This is a genomic window from Streptomyces sp. NPDC001393 (assembly GCF_053597455.1).
The window spans coordinates 43,465-59,153 of sequence record NZ_JBSFIH010000054.1; the positions used below are offsets into that span (position 1 = coordinate 43,465).

Sequence of the window (15,689 nt, forward strand, 5' to 3'; positions counted from 1 at the left end):
TCGACAGGGCGGCCCATGACCCTCCTGGCCTGCTTCTTTTTGTGACTCCACGCGCCTTCTCTTGCCGGTCTCCATCGCGCGACCAGCGGCGGCGTGCTCCCGCCCTTCCTGCCCGGCCGGCTGGAACCTCTTGCCTCGGTGATGCCCGCGGGTGTCGGCGTTCGTGCGCTCAACGGGCTGGCCTACTTCCACGAGGACGCAGTGGCGAGCGGCTTCACGGTCCTGTCCGTCTGGGGGGCGTCTGCGTGCTGGCGATCTTCGGACTGGACCGGATCGCTTCCACGACGGCGATCGCGTACGCCGCGTACCGCGTCAGGCCGGCCTGAGCCCGCTGAAACAGATGGGACCAACTCACCCAAATCATTTGTATACGGTATATATCAGACATCGCGCATCTAAGAAGGGAAACTTGCATGAAATTCGCGGTGATCGGCGGAACCGGACTGATCGGGTCACAGGTCGTGGAGAACCTCAGGGCGGCAGGACACCAAGCCGTACCGCACTCCCTGTCCACCGGCGTGAACATCATCACCGGCGAGGGCCTGGAGTGGGCCGTTTCGGGCGCCGACGTGGTCATCAACCTGACGAATTCCCCGACGTTCGACCACGCCTCGCTCGCCTTCTTCCAGACTTCGATGGACAACCTCGTCGCCGCGAGCGAGAAGGCAGGGGTCGGACACTTCGTCATCCTCTCGATCGTTGGCGTGGATCGGGTGCCCGAGCTGGACTACTACCGGGCGAAGGTGCTGCAGGAAGACGTCCTCAAGGCCGGGTCGATCCCCTATTCCATCGTCCGTGCCACGCAGTTCATGGAGTTCATGGACGCGACCCTGGCCATGACCGCCGAGGGCGACACCGTCCGCCTGCCGCGCACACCGATCCAGCCGATCGCCGCCGCGGACGTCGCCGGCGTCGTCGCCGAGGTCGCCGCAGGCAGTCCTCTGAACGGCGTCCTCAACATCGCAGGTCCCGACGTGTACACCCTCGACGAACTCGGGCGCCTCACCCTGACCGCCAAGGGCGATGCCCGCTCAGTCGTCACCGATGACAGCGCCGGCATGTTCGCCGCAGTCCAGGGCGACGCCATCACCGCCCCGAAGGGCGCCCGGATCGCACCCACCCACTACACGGACTGGCTCTCCTGACGGACGCAGCCGGGACACTTTCGATGCCCCGGCTGCGTCATCGCCAGGGTGATATCGGCACCCGGCGCCGCCATCCTCGCCCTCGAATCACTCGATCATGCGATGCGTCTCGGCACCGCCGCGCCCCACGCTGGCGGGGTAGGACTTTCCGGGCGAGGCACCCACCGCACGGTGACCCGTCAGACAGCATCCCGGTACGGCTGCCAGTGGGTCGAGACGCGAGTGGACGAGGGAGACGGGCGATCTTGGACGACTATGAGGCGGTCACCAGCCGACGGGCCGTGCGCGGATTCACCGATCGGCACGTGTCGAATGCGGTACTGGAACGCGTGCTGTCCGCCGCGGCCTGGGCACCGCCCGGATCGAACCTTCAGCCGTGGCACGTCTACGTACTGACCGGCCGGCCACTGGCGGAGCTCAAGAAGCGCGTCGGTGAGCGCGTGGACGCGCCTTCGGCGAGCAGCGCTACGGCGCACTCGGCATTCCCCGCGAGGACTTGAGGCGCGTCCGCATCAACTTCATCAACCGGCAGCCGGCTGGCAGTTACCAGGGCATCCGGTCCGACCGTACCGACTCCGTGTCGCCCCGCCCACTGCGGCGACACGCCATCTCGCGCCCAGGGTAAGGCCGTTGAGGCGGGAGGTAGAACTCGGCCGCGGTAGCGGTTGCGTGGACGCCGAGTTCGGCGGCGACCGCGGCGATCCTCTTGTGGCTGACGGTGAGGCGGGCCTGCCCGTCGGTGCCCAAGGTCGTGCAGCGGGCGTTTCGCACTTCTCGTCGCTCCGTCCGTCTATCAGCCGTACGGCGTCCGGCGCCGATGTTCCAGGACGGCAACGTCCTCCATGATGCCGCCGCCCGGTGCCGTCGGGCGGGCCCAGGTTGCGGCGTTGACGGAGGAACCGGACGCGAAGGCCAGGATGTGCGGGACTGCTTCGCGCAGGCCCTCGAAGCGGCGGTGCACCAGGCAGTTTCCCGGCTCGGCGCCCAGTCGCGCGGCGGCCCGCAGGTACGGAACGGGAGGGGGCTTGCCCTCCGCGACAGCGGCCGAGTCCACGATCAGGCCCGGCACCGGCAGTCCCGTCCGCAGGAAACGCCCGCGCATCCGGTGCTCGTAGTTCAAGGTCACCAGCGCCCACGGCCGCTTCGCCAGGCCGCACAACACCTCTGCCGCACCGTCGAAGGCCGCGTAGCGGCCGGACCGGGCGTCCTCGTCCTCCAGCCGGTGCAGCCTGGCCAGGCTCTCCCGCCGATGGCGACGCGCAGGCCCAGGCGGTCGATCAACGTGCCGTCGACATCGAATACGACGCACCGCGTCTGGCCGGGCTGCACAGATTCACTCGTCAGACATGGATCAGGCCAGACGCTCGGCATCCAGTTGCGGGACAGCTCTGGAAGCGCGGTCCTGACACCTTGGCCGCGCGGCAAGAGGAGTGCGCTGCAGCCCGGTGCAGGCTCCCGTCCTCAGCGGCTCGCTGCGGGACAGGCGCTGAGCAGGTCAGTTGTCGGCTTCGTCCTCCGGGCCGGGCGCGTCGCCGATGGCGACGCGCAGGTCATGCATGCCCTGCAGGATGTCGATGAGGGCTTCTTCCGCCCCGCTCAGAGCGCGTCGGGTTCCCTCCGCATCGCCGCCGTCGGCGTGCACCTGGGCGCTGAGCGCGTACACCGCTGTCATGACGGCGGCGAAGGCGGCCTCCCGGCCGGGAGGCAGTTCTTCCGCCTCGGGTTCGGAGACCTGCAGCGCGGTGCGTTGCAGCCGGTTCGTCAGGACGTTGACCGCGAGGCCGGGATCCGCTCCCACCTGTTCCCCCCAGCCGAGCAAGGTCTCCAGGACATCTTCGATCTCCTCTTCCTCGGTGGTCAGACGGGTTGCGGCGGTGATCTCGAGCTCCACTTTCGCCAACAGACTGCCCAGCAGGTGCAGACGGTCTTCTTCCCGTGGCCCCTCGGGCCGCCTCTCCGGAGCTGCCTCCGGCTCAGCCGCCAGTGCGGCCAGCGCTGCGTAGATCTGCTCAGCATTCACAGGGCGCTCACTACTGATACTCACGCCTTCAGCTTCACCCAGCGAAGCCGTCCCTCCCGCCCAGACACCCTCGACTCCCAGCCGACTTCCACCACCCAGACCAGCGCATGGTCGAGCAGACCGGAGACAGCCAGACGCTGTGGCCCTGTATCGGTTCGACTCTCGCCTTCACCGCGGATGATGTCGACGCGACTGCGGTGGTGCCACTCCCGCACTCGGGGAGTTCACGGCACCGCCATCCAGGCCGAGCACACCCAGAGTCACCCAGCCGGGTCAGAGGGTGCTCCGAGCCATTCCGGAGGCCGCTACCCAGCGGCCACAACCTGGCCGGCTGTGACCTGAGGTGGGTTGGGAAGCAGCGACGCGAGGTTGTCCCGTACGAAGTCCGCCGCCCTGGTGACCGACTCTTCGGCTCCGGCGCGGTCTTCAAAAACGCTGGTGGAAATCATGACTCCGCCCCCGGCATCAACCCAGTAGTAGGCCACGAATCCGGGAACCTGTCGGAGAAGAGGAACGAATCCCTCGTTCACTCGGCGTCCTGCCTCGGCAGGGTCCGTCACCCCTTCGTACCGCCGAACCACTGCGTACACGGCTGATCTCCTCAGGCATGCAAGGTCACCTCATGCAAAACGACATACCCCCCGCTGTGTCCCTCGCTCGCGGGGTGCCCCGAAAGACACTCGGATAGGTGCATTGGTGTCTCACACAACGCGCTTGATCGCGGACCTCCTTGCGGACAGACTGCCCCCATGGGATCAGTAGGCATGGCCACCAGGGCGCAGGCAGGGAAGCGGCGGTGAGTGCCAGCCTGCCCTTCTTCCGCTATCACCCAGACCCTCTCGCAAGCGGGTCCATCCGTGCGGCCGCCGAGACGTGTGCCTGCTGCGAGCGCAGCACGGGCTGGATCTACACGGCGACCTTCTACACGGCCCACGAGGTCAACGGACATTTCTGCCCATGGTGCATCGCAGACGGGAGCGCGGCTGAACGTTTCGCGGGTGAATTCACCGACTCCTACGGGCTTGACGGAGTCAGCGAGGAAGTCTTGCAGGAGGTCACCCGCCGCACCCCTGGCTTCCACGCCTGGCAGGATCCGCACTGGCTCGTCCACTGCCAGGACGCGGCCGCCTTCGTGGGTGAAGTCGGGTACACCGAGCTGGCGGAGCATCCCGAAGCCCTCGACCAGCTGCGGGCCGGCATGCGCGGCGAAGGCTGGCACGACGAAAACCAGCTTGAGCGCTTCCTGACCCACCTGGGCAAGGGGGCAACCGCCATGCTCTTCCGTTGCACCGTCTGCGGGGCGTACATCGCCTATGCCGACGCATCCTGAGGGTCGCCTGTGTTGGGGAGGGCCTTGCGTTCGTGCCAGCACCTCTCGGCTACCGTGCAGACGTAAATGAGATGACCTGCAAGCGGTCCGGACATCGCGGCCATTGCGTCCTTCACGCACTGAACGTTCTGCCGTCCGGCAGAAGCACTGGGCGCAGGCCTTCTGTTGCGGTCGGCAGGGCGGTCAGTGAGAAGGATCGCGCCCTGCTCCTGACCGCCCTGGGGATGGGTGGGTCGACTTCTTCGATATGCGGTTGTGCGGTTGACGGGCAGGAACTACCGTCCCGGGCGCCCGTCAGTTGCAGAAGTTGAGGATGGGGAGGAGACCGTTGCCGCACTGGTTTTCTTCCCCCCCGCCGCCGCCGTGGCCGTAGACCGGCGCGGCCTTTGTGGCGACGTGCGTGGCGGGAGTCGCGGCCACGGCGGATGTGGCAGTTGCCACGCCCGCCGCACAAGCGATGCCCATGGCGGCACTCACCGCGAATACTCGCGGAATCCAGGAAACGGTCTTCTTGGGGTGAGGTGTAGTGTTCATGCACTCACCATGCACACCCTCGCAACTAGTTGCTCGCCGAGCGCATCCGAGCGGGTGAGCCACCCCTAAGGGCGGATCAGAATTCGTTTCGGGGGATGTGCCGACCTCGGCTGATCGCGATACCCAGTGCATCGCTCTGTGAGCATTTTAAGGGTCGCAACGGACAAGGCTCCCAGCCATTGAGTGAGGGTTTGAGACGTGGGGGACATATGTGAGCGAGCGGCAGCGACCGTAGGACACCGAAGTCCGAGGCGCTGAAGAAAGCCCGCTGGCCGCTGACCCGCATCGGTGCCCTTCGTCGGCGTCGGCAGTTGGTCGCCGCGGTCGTCGCGCTCCTCGTGCACTGACTCGTCGAGCGTGACAAAGAGCCGCCGTCGCCTGTTGGTCCTGTGCGGAGCACGCGGCGCTCTGATAGAAGTGCTCGAGGCACGCCATCTCATGAGCCGTTCGTGTCTCCAGCGACCGGCAGGGACCTCGGTCTGCTGGAGAGCTCATGGGCTCGCGAACTGCTGAGAGGTGGCCCCTGTCGGCGGGCTGAGGACATGAAAGCCGGTGATATTCGAGCTTCTGCCGGGCGGGACCGGTCTTTGACGAGAGATCAAGGTCCCGGAACTTCCGAAGGTCTCCGCCCGGCAAGGCGCGCGCAAGGCAGGGCCGGTCTGAACACAGGGATCCAGGTCCCAGAACGGCGGCAGGCTTCCACCTCACCTGGAAGTCCTTGCACTCCCGCGCTCAGGCTCACCGATGACCTATTAGAACCACCGGTACTCCACCAACCACCAGGTCGTCATCGACGCCGACTCCCAACTCGCTGTCGCCGTCGGCCGGCCGCTGCCCGGCAACCGCAACGACTGCAAGGCGTGGGAACGTTCCGGTGCGAAGGCCGCCTCGGCCGGGCCACCGTCATCGCGGACGGCGGCCATCGGGGCACCGGCCTGCTCATTCCGCACCGCCGCAAACGCGGCCAGACCGAACTGTCGGCTTGGAAATTGGAAAGAGGAGCACAACACCTCCCACCACGAGGTCCGGGCCGCGTCAAGCACGTCTTCGCACGGATGAAGGCATGGAAGATCCTCCGCGACTGCCGTGAAAGGCGACGACGTTCACATCGCCATGCTCGGCAATGCCCGGCTGCACAGCCTCGCCCTCGCGGGGTAACTCCCGCCTCATACGAGACCAGAGAAGCCCAAGGGAGGTGGCGCCCCACCTCCCCGGCTCAAAGAATGTTCAGTCGATACAGAACTCGTTGCCCTCGATGTCCAGCATCGGGATGCACGACTCGTTCTCCTCATCGGCATAAAGCGTTTGCACATGGGTCGCACCGAGCGCGACCAGTCGTGCACACTCGGCTTCGAGCGCGGCGAGGCGCTCGTCCCCCACGAGCCCGGTGCCGACCCGGACGTCGAGATGCACCCGATTCTTGACGATCTTGCCTTCAGGGACGCGCTGGAAATACAGGCGCGGGCCCACGCCTGAGGGATCACTGCAGGCGAACCATGATCCCTGTTTCTCAGGAGGGAGGGTGCGGTTGAAATCGTCCCAGGTGGTGAACCCCTCAGGTGGCGGCGGCATGACGTACCCCAACACTTCACACCAGAAGCGAGCGAGACGCTCAGGTTCTGCGCAGTCAAAGGTGACTTGGAACTTCTTGATCTCTGCCATCGGCGCACCGTACCGCGCACCAGGGGCACCCTGCCGCTCATTTCCCAGGCGGATCATCCCGCCACCCGTCGCATCCTGGGCCGCCTTGGACACCAAGTGATCAAACCGGCCAGTTCCATGAGAACGACGCGACCGCGGCGGCGGGGCGCCCAGTGGTCCCCAGGAGCCAGTCCCGACCAACCACCTTCAGGCCAAGATCAGTTGCGGGACAGTCCTGAGGTCGTACAACTCGATCCCGTTGGAGGGCCCTCAGGTCACCGGCCTCCCCGGTGAACAGGTGCGTGGTGGCGGTTGAGCGGACCAAGGGGCGCATTGTGTGTGGTCACTCTCTTCGGACAGACACACGACGGCCTGTCGTCGCGTTGGTGACGGTTCTCGACCCGAGGACCTTGTGCAGGATCGCTCGGGCCGGTCCGATGCGGGCGACAGCCGGGCAGGCGATGTCCGGTCCCGTCCGGGTGTCGACCCGCACGGTGAGGAGGACAGCCTCGGGGGTCTCGGATACCCATAGGTGAGGAGGGCTGTCGCATCCGCCCGACTCCGTCATGACGGTGAGGGTGCGACCGTCGCCACTCACTGTGACAGGTTGAGTGATCGCCTCGTTCCTCGTGACGGTCTTCGAACCTGCTGCTTCGGATGCCGAACAACCCGTCAGGACGACGAGGGCCGCGACGGTCACCGGCACCATACGACGATCAAGCGTGTGAGTCTTCACAGTAGACCGACGCCGGCGGGAGCGGATTCGTTCGCCAGCAGCGGGGCAGCGCGAGGATGAAGGTCACAGGCGATGCCTCCGGCCCTCCACCTCTACGACGTCGTGCCGCCGCTGTTCACGAAGAAGGGGAGGGGCATGGGATTGGGCTGGACCTGCACTCAGGGCTCACCCAAGTAAATGGGCTCGCCCCGGGCGACCTTGCTTCGAGGCTCTTCCGCACAGAGTGAAGCGTTGGCTACGGCGCTGACGACGCTCGACCGGCGCCGCTGAGCGCAGCACGCCCTCGCGGACGAAGCCGTTGCGCTCTGCGGAGCGCAGCATCGCGGCGTTGTCCGACAGCGTCTCGATCTGCAGTCGCTGCAGGCCACGTATGAGGACACCGTGCTGGCAGACGGCGTCGACCACGTCGGTGCCGTAGCCCTTGCCGCGGGAAGACGGCAGCAGCCCCAGCCCGAGGTGCGCGGACCGATTGTGGTTGTCGATGCCCACAGCGCCGCGGTGCCGACCAGCGTGCCGCCCTCCAGTTGCACCACGGATCGCCGGATTCGTCGTCCCGATGGTCTTCACGGTCCGCTATGTCGCCCACGTCCAGGCCAAGGCTCAGCAGGTGGCCCGCTGAACGCCACCCGAAGCACCTCTCGGGCAACTCGCCCCGGTCACCGAGGAACTGACATCGCCGACCGTCTGCGGTCGCTCCATGCGAGGGTCGACCTGTGTGACACAGGCTGGGCTCTCGCATGTCCGGCGTTGTGCAGGCAGGGCCTCCAGCGCGGCGCAGACGAGGCCGCCGGCTGAGTGCGGCTCAGTCGTTGATGAGCTCCAACTCCTGGCTGTTGTCTGCGCTCCGGCCAGGTCGACGACGATGTCCACGGGGTCGATCTCGTCCTCGAAGCGCTGATAGACGTAGTCGATGGCCGTGTTGGCTCCCAGTGATCGTACGAATGCCAGGTCGTTGGGGCCCATGGTGGCTGTGACGGCGGCGCCGAGGGCGGAGGCGATCTGGACGGTGAAGGATCCCACCCCGCCGGCGCCGCCGTGCATGAGTACGCGTTGACCGGGGCGCACGTGGGCGTGGTCGACGAGGGTTTGCCAGGCGGTGAGTGCGGCCAGCGGCACGGCGACGGCGCCGTTGCAGGTGAATGGGGCCAGTCCGTACGCCTCGTCACCTTCCTGCCAGCCGGTGGCTCCGTCGCCGAGGGCGGCCACCACGCCGGGGAACTCGTGCGAGGGAATGGTGGGGGTGCGGTCGTGGCCCGAGCCGTCAAAGCTGTCGGTCCAGATGGCGTCCCAGCCGAGTTCTCCGGCGGTCACCGAGGCAGCCCGCACGGCAACCAGGATTTCGCCGGGGCCGGTCTGCGGGCGCGGGGCCTTTTCGTAGGTGAGTTACGCCGGGCCGCCGCGGTGGTGTGCTCGGATTGCGTTCCTCTCGCTCATGAAGTCGGACGATGCGGACGAGGCAGGCGAGCGGCGGGAGGCAGTGGGGTGGCGGAACTCTGTCGCGCACCGCGTGGCGTGGATGCGACACGGTCCGGGCTGCAAGTCCAGCCACGCGTGTGTGTTTGTGTTGGGGGCATCCGCTCGACGTGACCGTCAGCTGCGGCTACCGCCGTTCCAGCCCCTCGTCGGCACACTCGGCCTCTTGATCCCTGTCGATGGCCTGGGGAAGCGCACGGCCTGGGACTGGTCGAACCACAGCCCGTCACCTGTCGATGGTGCAGCGAGCCTTGGACGGGCAGCGGCCCGAGCGGGCTGGTACGCAGGCGGTTTTCGTCCCGCAGCCCCAGGGGCATCCGCATACCCGGCTGCGGACTCGGTGTGCGGCAGCCGGCCGGTCAAGCCCAAGTCGCCGGCCGGAGCCGGCGGCTGCCGCCACCCTTGGTGCAGCAGTTGACGGCCTTCAAAGAGGACGGGTCGTCGCGCCGGGCCGCAACCTCTGGCGGCCGCTGCGCCTGATCACCACCCTCGGGACAAGGCGGACTTCGGCCCGGTCCGGCGCGCGACTGATCGTTTCGTTACTGCTTGCCACGCGCGGCGAACCGTTTGGTGACCTCGGCCTTGACCGTCTCGTGCAACTCGTCCGAGCTGAAACCGAGGTTGCGCAGGATCTGTGCGGCCGGGCTCTCCTTCACCCGGATCAGGCCCAGCAGCATGTGTTCCGTGCCGACCCAGTCGTGGCCGAGGTTGGCTGACGCTCGGAGTGCCTGCTGGATGGCCTCTTTGCTCTCGGATCGGAACGCGATGTGACCCCGCAGCGCCTTCTTCCCGGCCGGTGGCATCGCTTCCTCGATCGCGTCGCGGATGCGTTGCTCTGATTCGGTTTTGGCCGTCAGCACCTCGTACGCCAGGCCCCGCGATTCGCCGAGCAGGCCGAGCAGGATGTGTTCGGTGCCGATTAAGTCGTGCTTGTGCGTTCGTGCGGCCTCCTGCGCCAGCACGATGCTGTGCCGGTTGAGGTCGGTGAACCGCTCGAACGGGGCCGGTGCGTGGCGTTGCTGGGCGGCCTGTTTGGACACTCCGATGGCGTCGCCGATCTCGCTCCACGACGCGCCGGCCTGCCTGGCCTTGCCGACGTAGTGGTCGACGAGCTGGTCGCCGATGTCGGACAGGGTCAGGGCACGTAGTTGCGCTTCACTGATGCGGGCCAGGTCGTCGGCGTCGGGGAGTTCCTCGTCGAGACGGGCGATCAGGTCAGCGAGGTTGATGTTGAGTGGGCTCATGCGTCAATCGTAGATTGACGATTCCTAATCGTCAATCTGTAATTGACGGCTCGCGGGTCTGCTCGGCACGGGCCATGAGTGTGCCGCCTCGCGCGGGCGAATCCGCTCATATCAGGGGCCTCGCACGCCTGTTGGTGTCACAGAGCGGCCGGGCACAACCGTTGGGCCTTGCCTCCCTTGACCGTCGCGTCGGCGCAGCCTGCGGGCAGGCCGTCGTGGGTGTGGGCCGAGAAGTTGGCCGTGACGGTCAGGACGCCGTCGCCGAACGTCGTGCGCTGCACCAGCCGGTCGGGCGTCAGCCGCCGGAAGTCGGTCATGGGCTGGGTCGCCGCGGCCTTGTGCAGGGGCTCGAAGTACTTCTGCAGCTGGGCGATCTGCTTGCCGTGCGCGTCCAGTTCCGCCTTGTCGAGGACGAGGTTCAGCGGGACGTTGTACAGCATGGCCAGCAGCGCGCGGGTACGGCTCTGGTCGGGCAGCTTCGACCAGGACAGCTCCCAGCGCTCGGTGCTGATCACCGAGTCGTGCAGCACGGTCTGGTACAGCGGCACCCGGTACCTGGGGTCGTACATTGCCTTGGCGAGGTCGGCCGGCAACCGGACGGGCCGGAAGAAGATGCCGGGTGCGCCGGCTGGTGTGTAGCCGCCCCAGGCGGCGCGGTCCCGCTCCAGCTTCCAGAGCTGGTCGGGGACCGGGGTCCCGGAGCCGTGGCTGAAGGCGAGCGCACCGTTCGCCCAGGAACCGGCGCTCTCCGAGCCGAGCACCAGTTTGCGGTCGCCGGACAGCCAGGCCATCCGCCGCAGCCGGTTCCGACGGTCCTGTGCCTGCGTCATCGGATGCGTGGGGGAGTGGTCGGTGAACAGCTCTCCGGCGGCGTCCACGTCGAGGAAGTAGCTGTTCGCGCCGTTCGCGGTCATCTCGCGGGTGCGGTCGGCCAGATAGTGCCGGGTCGGCTCGGCGCGCCGCAGCGCCTCGGAGCTCACGTAGCAGCCGCGCCCGCCGAAACCGGTGACGACCTTGCCGTCGGCGCCCTGCACGCAGGCGTCCTGCCATACGGGCGCGGGCCACCTGGACACCGAGGTGTCGGCCGAGGCGGGGTCCTGGGCGTTGGCCCAGGAGTCGTACGGTCCGACGAGGTAGCCGGACCGCTCGGCCAGGCTCACGGCCGAGCGGTCCATGGGGGAACCGTCGGCGTCGTAGCCGAGCCACATCCTGTCGATGCCCAACTCCCGCAGGCGCTCTACACCCTGGGCGGTGCGGGCCTGGCCCCAGGTGTAGGCGTGGAAGGCGCCCACCAGCCTGCCGACCTCGGGGTTGCGGGCGATCTTCTGGCGCAGGGTGGTGATGCCGCCGTGGGACTGCAGCCAGGCCCGGTAGTCGCGGGCGGCGGCCACCGGCGAGCCGTCGGTGAGCGCGAAGGTCAGCGTGTAGTGCAACGTGTCCTCCGACGGCGAGAACGCGTGCTCGGTCTCGGTGTGCAGCCGGCCGTCGGCGGAGACGAACCTCAGCGTGGTGCCGATGTCGGACTCGGCTATGTAGCTCGCGCCGTGCCCGCCGCGCAGGCTGGTGCCCCAGAACGGCATGGTCAGACCGTCGGACATGCCCGCCTCCGAGCCCGCGAGCCCGGCCCCCGCTGAGTTCCACCAGCGGTCGGTGACCGGCACCGAAAGGCCCTCGCCGCGCGGGATCTGCAGGTCGCTCGTGTTCTGGTCGGTGGCGGTCACCGGCCAGGTCAGCGTGCCCTTCCGGGTGGAGTGCACGGTCACCGCCAGCCGTCCGTCGCGTGCGGCCGCTGTGACCAGGAGTCCCTTCGCCGGGTAGCCCCAGGTAGCCCGGTCCCCGTGCACCGAGACCTGCCCAGCCGGTCCGAGGGCGTCGGCCGCGGGAGCGGACAGCTGCCAGGCGTGTCCGTCGTCCGCCTGGGCGCGCACGGCCAGGGAGGTGGTGTCCACCACGGCGCGCCCACCGGCGACGGGTACGGTGACCCGGTTGCCGTGCGCCTCGACCCGCCGGCCGTCCCGGACCCCCGTGCCGAACGCGGTGGCCGTGCCGACCACCCCGATCACCGTGAGGGCGGCACTGAGCGCGACGATCTTCTTCTTGGTCTTCTTGATCTTCCTCGCCTTCATGGGGCGCCACTGTCACGGGGCGGTCTAAGAACTTTGTGAGAGCTCCCGGTGCCGGGCCGGGAGGCGGAGCCGGAACAGGGCGCCCCCGCCGGGGGCGTGTTCGGCGGTGAGGCCGGCCTGGTGGGCGTGGGCGATCTGGCGGGCCATGGCGAGGCCGAGCCCGGAGCCGGGCAGGGCGCGGGCCGTGCGGGCACGGTAGAACCGGTCGAAGACGTACGGCAGGTCTTCGTCGGCGATGCCGGGACCGTGATCGCGGACGGTGACCTCCAGCCGGTCTCCGCAGCCGGTGAGCGTCACTTCGACTGGTCGGCCGGGCGGGCTGAACTTCGCCGCGTTGTCGAGCAGGCACGCCAGCAGCCGGGAGAGCCGGGCCGGTACGCCGGCGACCGTGCCGCAACCCGCTCCCGGGTCGACGGACAGCTGGAAGGAAACGTCCGGCCAGTGGTCACGGGCCGCGTCCACGGCGTGCTCGACGACGCCCGCCAGCCGCACGTCCTCGACCAGGGGATCCGGCTCCTCCTCCCGGGCCAGCTCGATCAGGTCGTTGACGAGTACGGTGACCTCGCGCAACTGGCGGCCGAGCGCCCCGGCGGCCCGCTCGCGCTGGGCGTCGGTGAGGCGGGCGGACCGGGCGAGCAGTTCGGCGTTGGTGCGCAGCGCGGTCAGCGGAGTGCGCAGTTCGTGCGAGGCGTCGGCGACCAGCCGGCGCTGGGCGCTGACGGACTTCTCCAGCTCCTCCAGCATGGTGTTGAAGGCCGTCGCGAGCCGGGTGAGCTCGTCCTCGCGGCCAGCGCGGCCGGGCGGCAGCTCGATGCGGTGGCGGGCGTCACGGGTGGCGGTGATGCGCTCGGCCGTCGCGGTCAGCCGGGCGACCGGGGCGAGGCCCGCACGGGAGACCCAGAAGCCGAGGCCACCGGCCAGCAGGACGCCACCCGCGCCCACGGCGAGGAGCAGTTCCGCTGCCTGCCGCACGCCCTGGTCGACGGTGTCGGCGCGCACGGCGACCTGCAGGGCCCGACCGTCGTCCAGCCGCGTGGTGAACATGCGGGCGCGGTGGCCGGCGAGCCGCAGTTCGCTGTAGTAGGCGCCGTGGGTGCCCGCGGCGACCGCGCGGGTGGTGCCGGTGACGGGCAGCAGATAGGGCTTTGCGGGGTCGTCGCCGGGCCGGGCGGGTACCAGCTGGGCGCAGGCCGGGGCGGCGAGGTACCGGCACTCGCCCTGCACCACGCCGGCCGGTTCGTGCCGGTACTGCCGGGCGGCAAGCCGCGCCGACTGGGTCAGGTGCAGGTCGAGCTGACGCAGCAGCTGGTACCGGATCACCAGGAAGGCAGCGGCGCACACCCCGACCACGACGACCGCCACGGCGAGCGAGGCGGCCAGGGCCAGCCGGGTCCGCAGGGGTCGTCGAGGCCACCCGGAGCGCAGGTCTCGGCCCCGCCACCGGACCGGCCGTGGGGCGGTCACGCCAGGTCCAGCCGGTAGCCGACTCCGTGCACGGTGTGCACCAGCCGTGGTTCGCCGTCGGACTCCAGCTTGCGCCGCAGGTAACCGACGTACACAGCCAGCGAGTTGGACTCGGGCCCGAAGGCACGCCCCCAGACCCGCTCCTGAATCGTCTCCCTGGTCAGGACCTGGCCCGGATTGCGCAGTAGCAGTTCCAGCAGCGTGAACTCCGTCCGGCTGAACTCGATGGCGCGTGCTCCGCGCCGCCCGGTCCGGGTGGCAGGGTCCACCACCAGATCGGCGAAGGCGAGCTCGCTGGCCTCGGTCGGCTCGGCGGGTGCGCTGCGGCGCAGCAGCGCCCGGATGCGTGCCACCAGCTCGTCCAGCGCGAAGGGCTTGACCAGGTAGTCGTCGGCGCCCGCGTCCAGACCGTCCACCCGCTCGCTCACCGAGCCCAGCGCCGTGAGCACCAGCACGGGCGTACGGTCGCCCATCGCCCGCAGCCGACGGCACACCGCCAGTCCGTCGAGACCCGGCAGCATCACATCGAGCACCAGGGCGTCGGGCTCCCAGGACGCGACCTCCGCCAGCGCGGCCTGTCCGTCCGCCGCCCCGCGGACGTCGTACCCTTCCACGGCGAGGCCGTCCTCCACGGCGTACCGCACCTCGGGCTCGTCATCGACCACCAGAATCCTCGGCGCACGCACGCCCCCACCAACACTGATCATGAGGCAAGCCTGCCAAACCGTGTCCGGGGGACCCCCTCACAGGTCGATCAGGCTGTGCGGCGCGTTGTCTCCGAACAGGAGCTCGTGGAAGTGGGTGCCTTCGCGGGCATCCGCGGCGCTGGGAGGGAATATGCCTGCTCGTGTGCGGTGAGCGCGGCCTCGATGTCATCTGGGTGCGCGGCGACGGTCTTGCCGAGTGCGGCGCCGTCGCACAGGGTCAGGTTGGTGCCTTGGCCGTTCGGGCCGCGAGGCGGGCGGCATTGCCGAGCAGGGTCACCCCCCGGCACCCGGTCTCCCACCGTCGAGCATCCCGCGCTGTGTGCGCGCAGATTCCAGAGTCACGGACAACGGCGCTTGCTGCGCGCCGACGCCGCCTTCACCCGGACCTTGCTCGGATCACGTCACCAGCGCGTCACGCCGTACATGCCGAGCCACAACGGCACGGTAGGACGCTGATCCAAGGGGCCACCTCATGTGGCAAGTCCTTGGCAGCGGAAGAGGGGATGAGTGCCTCGGCGAAGGACGTGGTGGCGAGGAATGCGCCCCTCCGTGTCGCCTGATCAGATAGCGTGCGCAGCCATGGGTGAGCTGATATTGATCAGGCACGGCCAGACCGCGTGGAGTCTGTCCGGCCGGCACGCCGGCCGCACCGACGTTCCGCTCACTGATGCGGGAGAGGCCGCGGCCAAGGCACTCGCTCCGAGACTGGCTTCACGCCGACTGGTCGCCGTGTTCAGCAGTCCGCTGAGCCGCGCCATGCGGACGGCCGAGCTGGCCGGTCTGACCGGCGTCAAGCCCGATCCCGACCTCATGGAGTGGGACTACGGCGGCTACGAGGGCCTGACCGCCGCGCAGATCCGCGAGCGGCGACCTGGCTGGGACCTGTGGCGAGACGGCGTCGTTCCCGGCGATGCCGACCATCCAGGCGAGCAGCTCCAGCAGGTGGCCGCGCGAACGGATGCGGTGCTGGACCGGATCCGGCCGCTGTTGAGCGACGGTGATATCGCCGTGGTCGCGCACGGCCATCTGGCGCGTGTGCTCACCGTGCGCTGGCTTGGCCTCGACGCGTCCGACAGCCGACTGCTCGGCCACCCGCATCCAGGCACTCTGAGCTTCCTGGCCACCGAAGACGGGCAGCCCTTCATCTCCGCCTGGAACGTCCCCTAGCCGCAATGCCGTGACTCTGTTGGCGATCTTGTGAGGGGTGCTGACGCGGCGTCTGTTCTGCGGTTCGCTGAGGTGAGGCGGGGTGGTGTCTCGGGGAGGGGC

The 15,689-nt window shown here is 68.7% G+C and carries 12 protein-coding genes and 3 pseudogenes; 5 read left to right on the forward strand and 10 right to left on the reverse strand.

Going from position 1 to position 15,689, the window contains the following annotated elements:
• Nucleotides 1-413: 413 nt before the first annotated feature.
• Both ACWC2T_RS37090 and ACWC2T_RS37095 read left to right on the forward strand, forming a co-directional pair.
• A complete protein-coding gene (locus ACWC2T_RS37090; RefSeq protein WP_450674739.1) occupies nucleotides 414-1,145 on the forward strand; it encodes an SDR family oxidoreductase in 732 nt (243 codons plus the stop codon).
• A gap of 245 nt (nucleotides 1,146-1,390) precedes the next feature.
• Nucleotides 1,391-1,645, forward strand: coding sequence for a nitroreductase family protein (locus ACWC2T_RS37095; protein WP_450674740.1), 255 nt, complete (start codon nucleotides 1,391-1,393; stop codon nucleotides 1,643-1,645).
• Nucleotides 1,646-1,938: 293 nt separating this feature from the next.
• On the opposite strand, the pseudogene ACWC2T_RS37100 reads toward ACWC2T_RS37095, so the two are convergent.
• Together ACWC2T_RS37100 and ACWC2T_RS37105 are read right to left on the reverse strand one after the other, a co-directional pair.
• Nucleotides 1,939-2,489, reverse strand: a pseudogene (locus ACWC2T_RS37100) (phosphatase).
• Between the two features lie 151 nt (nucleotides 2,490-2,640).
• Nucleotides 2,641-3,165 carry a hypothetical protein gene (locus tag ACWC2T_RS37105; protein WP_450674741.1) on the reverse strand — a complete coding sequence of 175 codons (525 nt, stop codon included), beginning with the start codon at nucleotides 3,163-3,165 and terminating at the stop codon, nucleotides 2,641-2,643.
• A 796-nt stretch (nucleotides 3,166-3,961) separates the two neighbouring features.
• Here ACWC2T_RS37105 and ACWC2T_RS37110 point away from each other — a divergent pair.
• Nucleotides 3,962-4,495 carry a CbrC family protein gene (locus ACWC2T_RS37110; protein WP_450674742.1) on the forward strand — a complete coding sequence of 178 codons (534 nt, stop codon included), beginning with the start codon at nucleotides 3,962-3,964 and terminating at the stop codon, nucleotides 4,493-4,495.
• 294 nt (nucleotides 4,496-4,789) lie between these two features.
• On the opposite strand, the gene ACWC2T_RS37115 is transcribed toward ACWC2T_RS37110, so the two are convergent.
• A complete protein-coding gene (locus tag ACWC2T_RS37115; RefSeq protein ID WP_450674743.1) occupies nucleotides 4,790-5,029 on the reverse strand; it encodes a hypothetical protein in 240 nt (79 codons plus the stop codon).
• Between the two features lie 756 nt (nucleotides 5,030-5,785).
• Here ACWC2T_RS37115 and ACWC2T_RS37120 point away from each other — a divergent pair.
• Nucleotides 5,786-6,187: pseudogene (locus ACWC2T_RS37120) on the forward strand (transposase); the annotation flags it as partial.
• 69 nt (nucleotides 6,188-6,256) lie between these two features.
• On the opposite strand, the gene ACWC2T_RS37125 reads toward ACWC2T_RS37120, so the two are convergent.
• The 7 genes and pseudogenes from ACWC2T_RS37125 to ACWC2T_RS37155 form a co-directional block, all read right to left on the reverse strand.
• Nucleotides 6,257-6,691, reverse strand: a complete 435-nt coding sequence (locus tag ACWC2T_RS37125) for a VOC family protein (RefSeq protein ID WP_450674744.1) — start codon at nucleotides 6,689-6,691, stop codon at nucleotides 6,257-6,259.
• Between the two features lie 976 nt (nucleotides 6,692-7,667).
• A pseudogene (locus ACWC2T_RS37130) lies at nucleotides 7,668-7,942 on the reverse strand (GNAT family N-acetyltransferase); the annotation flags it as partial.
• Nucleotides 7,943-8,006: 64 nt separating this feature from the next.
• The gene (locus ACWC2T_RS37135; protein WP_450674750.1) at nucleotides 8,007-8,744 is read right to left on the reverse strand and encodes a zinc-binding dehydrogenase; all 738 of its coding nucleotides are present in this window, start codon (nucleotides 8,742-8,744) and stop codon (nucleotides 8,007-8,009) included.
• A 674-nt stretch (nucleotides 8,745-9,418) separates the two neighbouring features.
• Nucleotides 9,419-10,123: a Clp protease N-terminal domain-containing protein gene (locus ACWC2T_RS37140; RefSeq protein ID WP_450674745.1), complete on the reverse strand. Its 705-nt coding sequence runs from the start codon at nucleotides 10,121-10,123 to the stop codon at nucleotides 9,419-9,421.
• A gap of 137 nt (nucleotides 10,124-10,260) precedes the next feature.
• Nucleotides 10,261-12,249 (reverse strand): glycoside hydrolase, encoded by a 1,989-nt coding sequence (locus tag ACWC2T_RS37145; RefSeq protein ID WP_450674746.1) that lies wholly within the window; start codon nucleotides 12,247-12,249, stop codon nucleotides 10,261-10,263.
• A 24-nt stretch (nucleotides 12,250-12,273) separates the two neighbouring features.
• Entirely contained in the window at nucleotides 12,274-13,713 is a 1,440-nt protein-coding gene (locus ACWC2T_RS37150) for a sensor histidine kinase (RefSeq protein ID WP_450674747.1), read from the reverse strand.
• The gene (locus ACWC2T_RS37155; protein ID WP_450674748.1) at nucleotides 13,710-14,420 is read right to left on the reverse strand and encodes a response regulator transcription factor; all 711 of its coding nucleotides are present in this window, start codon (nucleotides 14,418-14,420) and stop codon (nucleotides 13,710-13,712) included. The genes ACWC2T_RS37150 and ACWC2T_RS37155 overlap by 4 nt, the downstream gene beginning before the upstream one ends.
• A 579-nt stretch (nucleotides 14,421-14,999) precedes the next feature.
• On the opposite strand from ACWC2T_RS37155, the gene ACWC2T_RS37160 reads away from it, so the two are divergent.
• Entirely contained in the window at nucleotides 15,000-15,587 is a 588-nt protein-coding gene (locus ACWC2T_RS37160) for a histidine phosphatase family protein (protein ID WP_450674749.1), read from the forward strand.
• The last annotated feature ends 102 nt before the right edge of the window (nucleotides 15,588-15,689 follow it).